Here is a 14,383-nt window from a genome sequence, read left to right as displayed (position 1 = left end):
AGTTTTATCGTTGTCTGCCAGTGGGATGGCACAGTTACATTTTGGTGTGAAGTTAACGTCCACCACCTCTTCTTTCGCTTGGGTCTTCCCATGTGTAACCTCCACCGCCGGTTCTTTCACTTGGGTCTTCCCATGTGTAACCTCCGCCACCGGTTCTTTCACTCGGGTCAGCCCAAGTGTAGCCTCCACCACCGGTTCGCTCGCTTGGGTCTTCCCACGTGTAGTTGGTTTGGGAGTTAAAGGTTGGGTTAATAGGTAGACTCGACGCAAAGGCCACGGGTGCTACAAACAAAGAGGTCAGCAATAGAGTTTTTAGAGTTTTCATGGTTTCACCTATTCAGTTATGTTTTTGATAGCTGAATCGCATTCCCGTCGACTTGAAAATATTGCGTTCAATTTAAGAGACCCTAGCTGCGCTGAAAATATTTCGTGTGATTTAAAAAGATTTGTAATTTCCTCTTTTAATATCACGAGTTTCAGTTGGTACAGAGAGAAGGATCTCTGTGTTAGGTTTTATCTTTAGCAACCTAACTAAAGAGTCTTACGTGCATTCTGCTGGTATGGATTAGTGAAACTGAACTAGGATGGTATTCATGGCTTTTTACCCACTTATAGTGTCGTCACTCCAAATCCAGTATGAGTTTATTTACCAAGCTGTTAGCAGACGTAGAGCGTTGTACGCTCTGTAGCGAACATTTGCCACTCGGGCCGAGACCTGTTGTGCAATTGCACCCTGATGCTCGAATATTGGTGGCGGGCCAAGCGCCGGAAAAAAGAGTGCATGAGACCGGTATTCCATTTAACGACCCTAGTGGGGACCGATTGCGAGAGTGGATGGGGATTTCCAAGGCAGTTTTCTACGATGAAAAGACGGTCGCGTTACTGCCCATGGGTTTTTGTTTTCCAGGTACGGGCAAATCGGGTGATTTACCTCCAAGGCCTGAATGTGCAAAACAGTGGCGTGGGCAACTGCTCGCACAATTGCCTAATGTTGAGCTGACTTTAGTCCTCGGGAAATATGCTCAGAACTATCACTTTGATAACCCCAAGCTGTCATTAACCGAGCTTGTGTCGTCGTGGCACAATTACTGGCCTGCAATGGCACCTTTACCCCATCCCAGCCCAAGAAATAATATCTGGCTTAGTAAGAACCCTTGGTTTGAAAAAGAATTTGTACCCGTACTTCAAGCAAGGGTAAAAGAGATTCTTGGCTAGTCATGTCAATCTAGAGAAAACATAAGATGAGTCACAAGAACTCTAACCATTTCACGACAAACTCAGAAGTGGATCGCGTAGAGTATTGAGTTGAAAGGTGCAGAGGCTTTTAATAACTGCGAACACGAAACACTCATTATTATTCATCGAGGTTCTCTGATGGCGAGCTCTTACCCTCACTTCAAAACCACGCTTTTAGCGGCTCTTTTTTGTCTAAAAAAGCCATTAATTCTCCCGTGAACATTATGAACAAAATGGCCATTAAGTTTCTAATTCACATTATCAGCGCTATGCAGACTCAGAGTTAACATTGTATTAACTTTCTCACTGACCTTACATCGTGAATGACTTTTAGCTTAAACGTCATACATTAAAACTAAGACCACTTTGGTGGGCATAAGGAACGTGAACCATGTTACATAAGTTTAAACCTTCGATAGCATCGGCATTGCTAGCTACAGTTTTTTCTTTTTCTGCAACGGCTGCAGATGTTGAGAAGATCCACTTTCTGATCCCTGGCGGTGCTGGTGGTGGCTGGGATATGACCGCGCGTGGCACAGGTGATGTGCTGGTGAAAGAAGACCTTGTTGAAAATGTCTCTTTTCAAAACCTCTCTGGTGGAGGTGGTGGTAAAGCTATAGCACACCTTATTGAAACGGCTGAACGTCAGCAAGATACTCTTATGGTTAACTCGACTCCCATCGTTGTTCGCTCACTCACTGGAGTTTTCCCGCAGTCTTTCCGTGACCTTACTCCGGTGGCTGCGACTATTGCTGATTATGGTGCGATCGTAACTTCGACGGATTCAAAATATCAAACTTGGCAAGATGTTGTTGCTGATTTTAAAGAGAACCCTCGCAGCGTAAAAATAGCGGGTGGCTCAGCGCGAGGCAGCATGGACCACTTGGTGGTTGCAGCAGCATTTAAGGGTGAAGGGTTTGACGCTAAAGCAGTCCGATACATTGCTTATGATGCGGGCGGCAAAGCGATGGCTGCATTACTGTCAGGTGAGACGCAATTGCTCTCTACTGGCCTTGGTGAAGTACTAGAAATGTCTAAATCGGGTCAAGTACGTGTACTTGCGGTTACTGCGCCAAAGCGCCTTGAGGCTGCTCCTGATATTCCAACTTTAGTTGAATATGGTAACGATACTGTATTTGCTAACTGGCGTGGATTCTTTGCCGCTCCTGGTACAGATCAAGCGAAGATCGATGAGTGGAATAAGGTTCTGACTGAGATGTACAGTACTGACCAATGGCAGGTAGTACGAGATCGTAATGGTTGGATCGATAACTACAAGCCAGACCAAGACTTTTATTCTTTCCTTGAGGATCAAGAGAAGCAAATGGGCTCTCTTATGAGAGAACTCGGCTTCCTAAAATAGTCAGTAGGCCAGTTTACCTGGCCTATGTATTACCCATTCTCTGCATATGGGGATGCTCACTTTTCCTCGTTTAGTTGCGTTGAAATGTTAGCCCTTCATTCTCCTTTGTTTATTGATGATTAGAGTATTTCTAAGAGTCGATCTTGTTCTTCCTGTTGTTGAACTTCCCATATGCAGTTTTTTATTGGAGAGAGAGATGAGTCATCTATCTTCCGCTTTTAAGAAAAAGCTTCTGTGCCGAGATCGTGTTGGCGCAATGCTGTTTTTGTTATTTTGTTTAGGCTATGGATATCAATCCACCCTAATCCCTCTTTTTCCTGGCGACGAATACGAACCATTTACCGCGAGAACACTGCCTTCCATCTTGACCTGGCTAGGTGTGGCTTTATCTCTGATGCTACTAGTGACGGGTAAGACAGATGACAACAGTGGTGCTATCACTGACTTTAACTGGAAACTACTTATTGGGTTTTTGGTATTGATGGCTCTTTATGGCGTAGGTCTAACGGTATTGGGCTTCGTATTGGCAACTAGCCTGTTTCTGTTGGCAGGATTTTATTTGTTAGGAGAGAGAAGAAAGTCGATCTTGTTAGGCGCCTCTTTTCCATTTGTTATTGCTTTTTATCTGCTACTTACCCAGGTCTTGGATATCTACCTAGAACCAGGCACGTTGTTTCTACTGTTCAATTAGGGAGAATTGAGAATGTTAGACGGAATTTTTCAAGGGCTCTCTACAGCCATCATGCCATGGAACATTCTTATGGTGGTGGTTGGGTGTTTTGTCGGTACCTTTATTGGCATGCTACCAGGCTTGGGACCAATATCAGCTATCGCTCTTATGATCCCGATTACTTATGGTCTTGAGCCTTCATCGGGCCTGATATTAATGGCCGGCGTTTATTATGGCGCAGTGTTTGGCGGGTCCACCTCTTCTATATTGATCAATGCGCCAGGCTGTTCATCGACAGTGGTTACCGCGTTTGATGGCTATCCTATGGCACAAAAGGGTCAAGCCGGAAAGGCGTTGGCGTTAGCTGCTTATTCCTCGTTTACGGGCGGAACACTGTCTGCGTTGATGTTGTTGGTTGCCGCGCCAGCGTTAGCGACTGTTTCTCTAAGCTTTCAGTCTTCAGACTACTTCGCCTTAATGCTGCTTGGTCTATCGGCTGTTGCTGCCTTTGCGGGACCGGGTCAGGTCATCAAAGCGTGGATGATGACAGTACTTGGCCTTATGTTATCTACGGTTGGAATCGATAAAGGGGTAGGGGTAGAGCGGTTTACGTTTGGTCTAACCGACCTTATGGATGGCTTTAGTTTCTTACTCTTAGCGATGGCAACATTTGCGTTAGGTGAAACCTTGATGGGGATAATGCAGCCCTTTAAAGATACGAGCGCAGAAGAAAACAAACAGATGAGTAATATCGGCAGCATGAAGGTGACTAAGGAAGAGTTCAAAGATGTTGCTCCCACTTCAATCCGCTCATCCATTGTTGGCTTTTTTATCGGGGTATTGCCAGGAGCCGGCGCGACCATAGCGGCATTCTTGAGTTATGGTATGGAGAGGAGTTTAGCACCAAAAGATAAGCAAAAAGAGTTTGGAAAGGGAAGTCTTCGCGGGCTTGTTGCACCTGAATCTGCAAACAATGCTGCGTCAAGTGGTTCATTCGTGCCCTTGCTGACGCTAGGTATACCAGGGTCTGGTACAACGGCTATTATGCTTGGCGCTTTGATTGCCTATGGCATTCAGCCGGGCCCCCGTCTATTTGTTGAACACCCTGAAGTCTTTTGGTCGGTTATTATTTCGATGTACTTTGGCAATATTGTGTTGGTTATTCTTAATCTACCTCTGATCCCGTATATATCGAAGTTATTAGCAGTTCCAAGAACGGTACTACTACCAATGATCCTGTTCTTCTCAATAACGGGCGTCTATCTCGTGTCTTTCAATACGATGGATGTCTTCGTCATGCTGTTAGTTGCGATGGCGGCGATTGCATTACGGTTAGCCAATTTCCCTCTAGCTCCTTTGTTACTAGGTTTTATCCTTGGAGGAATGATGGAGGAAAATCTTCGACGAGCTCTGATGATCAGTGACGGTGAATTGTCATTCCTTTGGGAGCGACCAATCACCATGACCTTTACCATATTGTCGGTGTTAGTGTTAACTGCTCCCGTATTGCGACTGTTGTTTCGCAAGCTTCGCCCAAAACACGAAGTAATAAACTAAAAAATAACAGCGCAGGCCATTGATGGTCTGCGCTTATTTTTGAGTCCGTACATAGGTTCGCTCAGGGCGACCAACAGTGCCATAAACTACGTCCGTTCTCACTTCATGAGTACTTACTAGAAACTCTAAATAACGACGAGCAGTGCTACGGCTTGCGCCAATCTCTTGTCCCGCTTCTTCCGCTTTCCAAGATTCTCGCTCAGTAAACAGCGAACGAATCTTATCTAAGGTGACTGAGTCTATTCCCTTAGGCAATCGACCACTTTCACCGCTTGGCTGGGTTTGTGACATGTTTAGCATGGAATCAATGAACCCTTGATCAAGGCTCTCATTGGAAACGATCTTGTCACGTTTCTCTAAGTAATTATTAATTGCAGCGTTAAGGCGTGGTAGTAATACCGGCTTTAGTAGATATTCAACAACCCCTAAGCGCATAGCACTTTGTAATATTTCGGGCTCTCGAGCCGCTGTGATTAAGATAATGTCAGTTTTTTTACCCTGTTGTCTTAGGGTTTGAATGATTTCAAGTCCCGTTCCATCGGGCAAATAAACGTCCAATATCAATAGCTCAGGGTCAAAAATCTCAAGTTGTATTAGAGCCTGCTCCTTGTTTAGAGCAACACCTTGAATATCCAATCTAGGGTTGGCTTGTAAGTATTGTAAATGCAATTGTGCCATCGCCTCATCATCTTCAATGATCAGGGTACGAACTTTATCTGTCATGCTTATATACCGTCCTTGGGGATAAATACGGCGAAAATAGCCCCTTTATCAGGGCCGTTGTCGGCTTCTATTGTGCCGCTGTATTTGGTTACGATCTCTTTAACTAAATGCAAACCTATGCCATGTCCTTTATCGGCTTTCGATGACACGCCAAGCTCAAAGAGCCTATTAATGGCATGATTTTCAGGTAATCCAGCACCAAAATCGGTGACCTCTAAGATGATTTCATTGCCTAAGTCAGACACCGACAGCTCGATAGGTCTTTGCTTGTTCAGTTGATCGAGCGCTTTACTGGCGTCGAAGGCGTTATCAATTAGGTTTCCGAGTATGGTAACGATGTCTTGGGCTTGAATATGCAAAGGTAGCGGTGATAAATGACAGCCTTCTTCTATTTTAAGTGTTAAACCCAATTCTCTTGCTCGTTCGATTTTGCCAAGAATGAGTCCTGCAACTAGTGGCTCTTGAACATTTTGATGTAGCTGTGAGATCAATTGTTGATAATGCTCGGATTCTTGTCCTATCAACTCTTGAACCGTATCGATTCTATTTAAATGCAATAACCCACTAATCGTATTGAGCTTGTTTCGATATTCATGAGTCTGAGAGCGCAATAGCTCCGCATACTGTTGGGTTTGAGACAGTTGGCGCGTGAGTTCATTGATTTCGGTTATTGGGCGAAAACTTGATACTGCGCCAATGACCTGACCATCGACTGTAATCGGTTGTCTATTTGCCACAATGTGAACACCATTGAGCAGCAGGTCTATGTCATTTTCTGCAGTATGAGTGCTTAGCAGTTGATTCAATTCACTTTCAGGCAACACCGAAGAAAGAGGCTTGTTGATGATATTTTTGTCTTTAACGCCTAAAATTTGCGCTGCTCGAGTGTTAAATATTCGAATCATCCCTTGATGATCAACACTGACCACACCTTCTTTAATCGTGCTTAATGTGGTATCCAATTCACTATATAGGCGTGATATCTGTTCTGGTTCAAATCCAAGTAAGGTTTTTCTAAATCGCTTGTAGGCGTAATTTGAGAGCACACCGTTGAGTAAAGCTACTCCAAGAGCAATACAAAGCAAGTAGATAAGATAAGGCTCAATTCTTTCTTGTAGGTTATCGAGAAGGTACCCAACAGAGATGACGCCAATGATGTTGCCTTGATTGTCAAATACCGCGGTTTTACCACGAACAGAATGTCCTAAAGAGCCTTTTGCAAAGGAGACATAGGCTTCCCCATTTATAAGAGCTCTGTCATTGTCCCCACCTTTCATTGGAAGTCCAAGACGATCTCGTGAAGGGTGAATTAATCGAATCCCATTTGAATCACCAATGACGATGAATGTCGCGCCAACGGCTTTCGTGAGAGAGGCTAATTTGGTATCTAGAGTACCGACTTGCTTGGTTTCTATCATCTTAATAATAGAGGGACTGTTGCTGAGGAAGGTTGCTATGCCTAAGGCTTTCTCTCCCATTTCTTGTTCTTGAGAACTCTTGATGTAATAGAAGCCAGCGACAGAAAGAATAAAAAGTTCGGCTAGGCCTGAAAGCATCATCACAAGCAGTAATCGCTTTCTAATACTTAATTTATTCCAACTCACCGACCACTCCCTGATGCAAACTAACGCTTATTACGAAATGTAACATTTGAGCAACAAAAATGTTGTGTATAAGCCAAATTGTGAGATGTGGCTCTAGGGATTGATCGTGGGCAATTGGTTTCCAGTGGATGCCAATGAAATAGAGCCGTTTAATTACGGCTCTATTTTTAAGGAAGGATCGATGAAGGACGCTTAACTCTGAATCATCTGAAAATGCGCAATATAATCCTCAACGGCAGACATGATGCTGCTTTTTACATCGATGACTTGCTTGGAGTGGGGGTTCCACAGGGCGAAGGAGAACTTGATACCATTTTTAAGTTGGTCAACGTCCAAGGCTTGCAGGTTATCAGTGATGTACTGTGATTCGGTGAGTACTTTTGGAAGCCACGCCCAGCCAAGGTCGTCTTGGATCATCTTAATGATAAGTGCTAGTTGTTCTATTTCATCATGGCTGGCAGAGAGTAGAAGCTTCTCTTTAAATCCTTCTGCTACAAGGGATTTTAGTATGAACTGGCGACTGGTTCGCAGTGCATTTAGGGTTTCGTTGGCAGGTAACCTCTCACTAAAGGAAAACCCATCGGCGAGTGTGACCTTCACCGGTTCGACGGATGAAGACCTAAAATTAGCGCTAGCCCATGAATCGACAATCATTGGTAGTGATTCATTCCCGCTGATGAAATCAGACGACATGATGGCGTATAGCTGGAACACTTCATATGAAGGGCTGCAAGGGCACCCAAGAGCTGCAGGTACACAAGCACGCGTGTTAAAAATGGTCCGCGAAGACAATCTGATGCCATTGATGTCGGCTATCTCTAAGATGTCTTATATGCCAGCAGAGTTTCTAAAAGAAAATGGTGTTGAGCAAATGGCGAATAAAGGGCGTATCCAAGTAGGTGCAGATGCGGACATTACTTTGTTTGACCCTGAAACTGTGCAAGACAACTCAACCCTAAAAGATCCGGGTTTGCCGTCTACGGGTATCCCTTATGTTGTGGTTAAAGACTCGCAGGTATTGAAGGGCGTGTATCCAGGACAAGCGATCCGCAATAGCATCTCTAAATAACGGATGTCTCTTTAGTAAACAGGCCACTAATCAGTGGCCTGTTTTGCGTTTTATAAGCGATGACTCCGTTGTAACTAAAGATAAGCTCTAGAGCGCTTCTCAATGAGATTAAATAGACGAGACAGAGCAAAGCACAGACAGAAATATACAGCACCCACAATTAACCAAATCTCGAAAATCAATCCTGATGAGTTAGCCATTTCAGTGCCTACAAAGGTCATCTCTTGTATGGATATCAAGGACACAATGGAGGTGTCTTTGACAAGAGAGATCGCTTGCCCGGCCAAAGGTGGGGTGATCGCTGTGAGCACTTGCGGCCCGATAACAAATCGATATTTGTCGAGTCCAGACAAACCTAAAGAGTCCGCCGCTTCCCATTGCCCCTTGGGGATACTTTCTAATCCAGCTCGTATCACCTCGGCAATATAAGCCGATGATAGCAAGCCTATGCAGATGACTCCCGAGGCTAAGTTTTCCCACAAGTTAGCAGGGCCAAAGAGAAACTGCTGCACAGCATTAAGGTCGCCATTGTGTTCGCGAAGTAGACCTTGCAGGCCAAGTAGCGGAATGAGCTGATTGGATATGAAGAAGTAAAAAATGAACACAAACACCAACGGCGGAATATTGCGCACAAGTTGAATAAACAATAGGGCGGGTGTTCTGAACACTGCGAGCTTTGAATGTCGAGCAACACCCAGCAGAGTACCAAAGGAGAGGGCTAGTACCATACTCCACAGGCTTAGACGCAGTGTTGCCACCAGACCTTGAAAGAAATAGGGGATGTTGCCTTCCGAGGGCGGAATAAAAATCAAGCTAAAGGCGTCAGCCCATCGCCATTGATAGTTGATGCCCACAGCCGAGCGGTAGTATAGCCAAGCGATGAACACCCCAATGATAGCCAGCAATACACCGTCCAATAGATTGAGACGTTGATACCAATAGCGCTTAGAAACGGCAGGTTTTGCGGTAATGGATGGGCTGGTACTACTCACGTTATTCCTATTTCAATTCTACTTCTGTGGATTATGGGCTGTGCTTGTCATCTAGCTCAGCCCATTAATAGTGGCAATTACTGACCTTGAGCGATCTGGTCTTGCCAATCTAGGGTAGAGAACCAGTATTCGTAGCGCTCTTCTAGCCAACCATCTTCAGTGCGAGCTTTGATCCACTCGTTAAAAAACTCCGTTTTATCAGTTTCCCCTAAGCGCACAGCGAAGGCTTCATTGCCTTTTGATAGGCGCTCAGTAAAGGGAATGAACAAAGAATCTGCGTTTTTGATCGCTTCATGCTCTGGTTTTGGGCTAGATGCAATCACCGCATGCGCATTGCCGTTTAACACTTCTTGGAATGCCTGAGCATCGTCATCAAACTGAAGTACCTTCGCTTTAGGGAAAGTTTCGCGCGCTACTTGAACAGTAAATGCGCCGCGACGAGCGGCAATTTTCACTCGGCGAGAATCAAAGTCAGAGATCTTGCTAAAGCCTTCTGCAAGCTCTTTACTTGCAGCCAATTGCACGCCCGAATGTGAGTAAGGCTGAGTAAATAGAACGCTTTTTGAGCGAGCTTCGGTGATAGACAGACCGCCGATGATCACGTCAAATTTTTGCGATAGCAACGATGGAATAATGCCATCCCACGCGGTAGGCACAAACTCTACTTTCCAACCCGAATCGGCGGCTAAGCGCTTAGCCACATCGATTTCAAAACCGATGAGGTCCCCTTGTTTATTGCGCATGGCCCAAGGGACAAAGGTCGACATGCCGACTCGCAAGGTGCCTCTATCGTTGATCTTATCTAGATTTGGCGTTTGTGAGGCTAACGCAGGCAGACTAACTGCGAGTGCTAGTAGAGCGGTGATAGCGGTTTTAAATAGCTTCATGCTGAATAGTCCTTATTGGGTTCGCCAGTTGGCTCCAAGTTTATGTTCAAGCCAAGCGGCAATGGCAGAGAGTGAAAGGGTAAGAGCGAGATAAATGATCGCCACAGAGAACCAAATCTCAAATGGCATCGCGGTTTCAGAAACAATGTTTCTGGCTTCCGTTGTTAGGTCAAACACTGCCATAACACTAACAATAGAAGAGTTTTTGATAAGGGAGATCACCTCGTTGGTTAAGGGAGGCAATGTCCTTTGAATAACTTGGGGGAGGATAATGTCCCAAAAGGTAAATGTTCGGGATAGACCTAGAGAGCGCGCCGCTTCAAACTGCCCCCGCTCAATACTGTTAAGCCCTGCTCGGAAAATTTCCGCAGTATAGGCCCCCTGAAACAGCGCTAGGGCTAATACTGCGGTGCTGAATCTATCTAACCCAATGACTGGGCCAAACACGAAATACAAAAGATAGATTTGAACAAGAAGCGGCGTGTTGCGGATCAGTTCAACATAGCCCGTTGCTATTGTCCTACCCACAACAGAATTAGAGTTTCTTAGAAGCGCGGTGACTAAACCTATTGCCAGCGTGGCAACCAGAGAAATCATCGAAATCTGTATTGTGACTAACAGTCCTTCTAAAAGCTCTGCTGGCCACCACTCTCCATCCTCATAAAAGGCGATATAATCAGGCACTCTATCCCACTGCCAACGGTATCCCATGGCTTGCGCGCCAGAATCCAATATCCAAGCAACAGCTAAGGCTAGAACAATGATTTGCACTATGGCGGAGAGGGTGGGTTTAACGATACGGCCAAACATTAGTAGCTTAAGATCTGCTTGAGGAAGGCTTGAGTGCGCTTATGTTGCGGGTTTTCAAATAAAGCCTGTGGGCTATTTGATTCCACTATCTGGCCCTCATCCATGAAAATAACACGGTCGGCCACCTTTTTAGCAAAGCCCATTTCATGGGTAACGCACACCATAGTGATGCCCTCTTTAGCAAGGTCAACCATCACATCGAGCACCTCGTTGATCATCTCAGGATCAAGGGCTGAGGTGGGCTCATCAAACAACAATAGCTCAGGCTTCATGCATAAAGAGCGTGCTATGGCGACACGTTGCTGTTGTCCACCAGAAAGCTGCACGGGGTATTTGAGCGCTTGCTCTTGAATATGCACACGTTCTAAATAGTGCATCGCGATTTCTTCCGCTTCTTGCTTACTTTTTTTCAGCGTGCGTATTGGCGCTAGTGTGAGATTTTCTAGAACGGTTAGATGTGGGAATAAGTGGAAGTGTTGGAAAACCATCCCAACCTTGCCTGGATTTTTAAACTGGCAGGGCAGAGTATGGTCGAGCACTGTAAGCTCTCCGTTATCAAAAGGCTCAAGTTGATTGATGCAGCGAATCAGGGTTGATTTGCCGGAGCCAGACGGACCGCAGACAACAACAATCTCACCTTTGTGGATAGATAAATCGATGTCTTTTAGGGCGTGAAAGTCGCCATACCACTTGTTAAGTGATTGAAACTTAACCATTCCTTGTTGATTGTTCAAACTATTATTCATTGATAGTGCATGTATAAATTACCTTATCAATTTAGACACTCCAATGCACATGAATTTGGTGGGATTGAGAACTTCAAAAAGTGTTCATGAGATGTAAAGCACTAAACGATCTCTAAAACCGACTCTTTAAATAGCTCATAGAACCATTGATGGGCGGGGCTTGTTTCGTGCCGACTATGGTAAATCAGGAACATGGGTACGTGGTACTTGGCGTGTTCTTCCAATGAATATATCTCTACAAACTCGTCATTAAAGTTAGCCATTTTCTTTAATCCATTTGAGCCAAACAACACAGCGTCGGTGGTTCGAGTAATCTCCAGCAAGGTCAGCGTCTGCGAGCTTCTTAATTTGGGTTTGTCTTGCGTTTGCAACAGGTCTTGATAGATCTGAGTGATCGGCGAGCGAAACGAGAGCTGCCTGTCATCTTCGATAGTCATACCAATAAGCGAGTAGTTGAGTACCTCAGCTATGCTTGGGTGCTTTAGCTTGGTTAACGGGTGATTCTTTTTCACGTATAGAACAGGGTAAAGCGTGCCTAGTTTCTCAGAACGATACTTAGGATCATGAGTCGGTTCATAGTGGATAGCAAAGTCTAGTTTATTGGCATCGAGCAACTGAAAGGGGTTGGCCTTTGTTGGCGTCTCCTCAATGGCGGCCAATGGCGCATGCTCTGATAAATGTGTGTATAGCTTAGGTATTAAGGTCGAACCCATAAAGGTGGGCAGTGACAGTGAGAAGGTATCGTCACATTGTTTAGGGTCAAATTCTTCTGCATCAAATAATTGCTGTAATGACGGCAGTATCTTGTTCAGCTCCTTTTCTAATTCTAGAGCCTTGCGTGTGGGTATTAGCCCTTTGGCAGTTCTGGTGAATAGCGGATCATCAAAGGCTTCTCGCAAGCGCTTTAAAGATCGACTTACCGCCGACTGGGTAAGGTAGATCTCTTCGGCGACCCGTGACACGTTTCTTTCTTTTAGCAGTAAGTCGAGAATGACGAGTAGATTAAGGTCGATTCTAGACAGGGATTTTAATTTACCCATAGTAATATCACTTTAAATCATAACTATACTTGATTATTAGTAATTGGACGCAAAATGCAAGCTTGAATATGATTGCTTCATACAGTTAAGAAGTAACCAATTGAGGGTTAAGATATGAACAAGATAATGAAAGCGATGATGATTGCGACCGCAGGATTAACGATGGCTTCAGTGGCATCCGCTGCAAAATACGAAGCGAAAGTACCTGCGAGTATCATTACTCCAGATCACGTTGAATCGGAATATTTGGGCGAGTTAAGTTACACCGATGGCGCTCCAAGTGCAGACACTACACTTAAAGCAAACCGCTTTGTTGATGTTGCGGATGCGGTTCGAGTGTTTCTTTCTGGCATACCTGTTGCTTCTATTCAGGGCTTGTTGGCTGGTCATGAAAGCGTAGGAATGGTGCCTAACCAAACTATTGCTATCTCTGAACAGATGCTGAATGCGAAAAGCCTATGGCTGACAGCAAATACCACTACGCCTTATGTCACCAGTGAGATTGATGTTAAGAATGGGCCTGTTGTTCTCGAAGTAGGCACGCCAATTTTGGGCTTGTTAGATAACGCTGCCTTTAAATTTGTCTCTCGCGTTGGTGTCACTCACCCACAAGATAAGGGGAAGGGTGGGAAATACTTTATCTACCATAGCTCATACACTGGAGAGATCCCTGAAGGGATGATTCCAGTGGAAACCGACGGTTACCAGCATTGGTTGCTAGTGCGCATTGTTACTACCCCAGATAATGTTGAAGCTGACGTTCAGAAGCTGAAAGATACAATGAAACTATACCCTTACGGTATGGAGCCGAAGACCGAATTTATGAACATTTCTGGCGTGCAATACAATACGGTCCACGCTATGGATGAGTCTTTCTATGACGAGATCAACACACTTATTCAGTACGAGCCAACAGAGATCTTTGATGGTGAATGGCTGTCACTAGCTAAGCGAGTGGGTATCGAAAAGGGACAAGAGTTTAAGCCTAACGAATACCAGCAAGAAGTGTTCAAAGAAGCGGCGAAGATTGCCACGGCAGAAGCACGCTCTTATTACTATGCGCCAACTAAAGAGCAGATGGTATACGACGACCGTAAATGGTTCACACCGTTAGTGTCTGGGCATGAATTTAAAGACGAAAATGGTGTTGTGGATACCCAAATGCGCGCAACGTTCCACTTTATGGCAACGGGGATTACACCAGATATGGTGGCGTCTACTCCGGGTCAAGGCTCAGATTACTTGCTAGCGACAATTGATAGCGAAGGCCAAGTTTTGGACGGTAACAAACATTACACTGTAACGTTGCCAGCTAACGCACCAGCGACTAAATTCTGGTCATTCATGATTTACGATAACCAGACGCGCTCTATGTTGGAGACCGATCAAGTCAAAGCAGGTATTGATGGGTTGACGGAAGGCGTGAAAAAGAACGCTGATGGCTCTATAACTATCCATTTTGCACCAGAGGCTCCAAAAGGCGCTGAAGGCAACTGGGTACAGACCACTGAAGGCAAAGGATTCAACCTTATCTTCCGTATGTATGGCCCAACAGAAGCGTGGTTTGATAAGTCATGGAAACCAACGGATGTGACCTTGGTTAAGTAAGCCACCCCGCTAGTCAATTAGCTATCAAAGGCCCTAACGAAAGTCAGGGTCTTTTCTTTTGTAGGGTTGCGTACGTCA

Annotated in this window: 15 protein-coding genes; 6 read left to right on the top strand and 9 right to left on the bottom strand. The window is 45.0% G+C overall.

Translation table 11 applies throughout. The annotated features are described in order from the left end of the window. Positions 1–52: 52 nt before the first annotated feature. Positions 53–325 (bottom strand): hypothetical protein, encoded by a 273-nt coding sequence (locus OCU35_RS16955; protein WP_261826011.1) that lies wholly within the window; start codon positions 323–325, stop codon positions 53–55. A gap of 311 nt (positions 326–636) precedes the next feature. Here OCU35_RS16955 and OCU35_RS16950 point away from each other — a divergent pair, with 311 nt between their 5' ends. The 4 genes from OCU35_RS16950 to OCU35_RS16935 all read left to right on the top strand — a co-directional run bounded on the left by OCU35_RS16950 (position 637) and on the right by OCU35_RS16935 (position 4,826). Then, positions 637–1,215 carry a uracil-DNA glycosylase family protein gene (locus OCU35_RS16950; RefSeq protein WP_261826010.1) on the top strand — a complete coding sequence of 193 codons (579 nt, stop codon included), beginning with the start codon at positions 637–639 and terminating at the stop codon, positions 1,213–1,215. A 412-nt stretch (positions 1,216–1,627) separates the two neighbouring features. Further along, complete coding sequence (locus OCU35_RS16945; protein ID WP_017243470.1) at positions 1,628–2,599, top strand: tripartite tricarboxylate transporter substrate binding protein; 972 nt, start codon at positions 1,628–1,630, stop codon at positions 2,597–2,599. Positions 2,600–2,795: 196 nt separating this feature from the next. Next, positions 2,796–3,290 (top strand): tripartite tricarboxylate transporter TctB family protein, encoded by a 495-nt coding sequence (locus OCU35_RS16940; protein ID WP_017027905.1) that lies wholly within the window; start codon positions 2,796–2,798, stop codon positions 3,288–3,290. A 12-nt stretch (positions 3,291–3,302) separates the two neighbouring features. After that, positions 3,303–4,826, top strand: a complete 1,524-nt coding sequence (locus OCU35_RS16935) for a tripartite tricarboxylate transporter permease (protein WP_102334254.1) — start codon at positions 3,303–3,305, stop codon at positions 4,824–4,826. A 33-nt stretch (positions 4,827–4,859) separates the two neighbouring features. On the opposite strand, the gene OCU35_RS16930 is transcribed toward OCU35_RS16935, so the two are convergent. The 3 genes from OCU35_RS16930 to OCU35_RS16920 all read right to left on the bottom strand — a co-directional run bounded on the left by OCU35_RS16930 (position 4,860) and on the right by OCU35_RS16920 (position 7,570). Further along, positions 4,860–5,549 carry a response regulator gene (locus OCU35_RS16930; RefSeq protein ID WP_017032067.1) on the bottom strand — a complete coding sequence of 230 codons (690 nt, stop codon included), beginning with the start codon at positions 5,547–5,549 and terminating at the stop codon, positions 4,860–4,862. Positions 5,550–5,551: 2 nt separating this feature from the next. Then, entirely contained in the window at positions 5,552–7,153 is a 1,602-nt protein-coding gene (locus OCU35_RS16925; protein ID WP_261826009.1) for an ATP-binding protein, read from the bottom strand. 192 nt (positions 7,154–7,345) lie between these two features. After that, a complete protein-coding gene (locus OCU35_RS16920) occupies positions 7,346–7,570 on the bottom strand; it encodes a hypothetical protein (RefSeq protein WP_240494711.1) in 225 nt (74 codons plus the stop codon). 91 nt (positions 7,571–7,661) lie between these two features. On the opposite strand from OCU35_RS16920, the gene OCU35_RS16915 reads away from it, so the two are divergent. After that, entirely contained in the window at positions 7,662–8,222 is a 561-nt protein-coding gene (locus OCU35_RS16915; protein WP_261826008.1) for an amidohydrolase family protein, read from the top strand. Between the two features lie 74 nt (positions 8,223–8,296). Here OCU35_RS16915 and OCU35_RS16910 read toward each other — a convergent pair whose 3' ends face one another. From OCU35_RS16910 to OCU35_RS16890, 5 genes are all read right to left on the bottom strand, one after another. After that, entirely contained in the window at positions 8,297–9,214 is a 918-nt protein-coding gene (locus tag OCU35_RS16910) for an amino acid ABC transporter permease (RefSeq protein ID WP_261826007.1), read from the bottom strand. A gap of 77 nt (positions 9,215–9,291) precedes the next feature. Further along, entirely contained in the window at positions 9,292–10,101 is an 810-nt protein-coding gene (locus OCU35_RS16905) for a transporter substrate-binding domain-containing protein (protein WP_261826006.1), read from the bottom strand. Positions 10,102–10,113: 12 nt separating this feature from the next. Beyond that, a complete protein-coding gene (locus OCU35_RS16900) occupies positions 10,114–10,911 on the bottom strand; it encodes an amino acid ABC transporter permease (protein WP_261826005.1) in 798 nt (265 codons plus the stop codon). Further along, positions 10,911–11,657 (bottom strand): amino acid ABC transporter ATP-binding protein, encoded by a 747-nt coding sequence (locus tag OCU35_RS16895; RefSeq protein WP_026012837.1) that lies wholly within the window; start codon positions 11,655–11,657, stop codon positions 10,911–10,913. Before OCU35_RS16895 ends, OCU35_RS16900 begins: the two co-directional genes overlap by 1 nt. A 101-nt stretch (positions 11,658–11,758) precedes the next feature. Further along, positions 11,759–12,697, bottom strand: coding sequence for a LysR family transcriptional regulator (locus OCU35_RS16890; RefSeq protein WP_261826004.1), 939 nt, complete (start codon positions 12,695–12,697; stop codon positions 11,759–11,761). Between the two features lie 114 nt (positions 12,698–12,811). On the opposite strand from OCU35_RS16890, the gene OCU35_RS16885 reads away from it, so the two are divergent. Continuing rightward, positions 12,812–14,305 (top strand): DUF1254 domain-containing protein, encoded by a 1,494-nt coding sequence (locus OCU35_RS16885; protein ID WP_261826003.1) that lies wholly within the window; start codon positions 12,812–12,814, stop codon positions 14,303–14,305. The last annotated feature ends 78 nt before the right edge of the window (positions 14,306–14,383 follow it).

The sequence above is a fragment of the Vibrio breoganii genome, from assembly GCF_024346795.1.
Classification (GTDB): Bacteria; Pseudomonadota; Gammaproteobacteria; order Enterobacterales; family Vibrionaceae; genus Vibrio; species Vibrio breoganii.
Note: the sequence above shows the minus strand (reverse complement) of the source record. Positions and strands in the feature narration are given on the sequence as shown.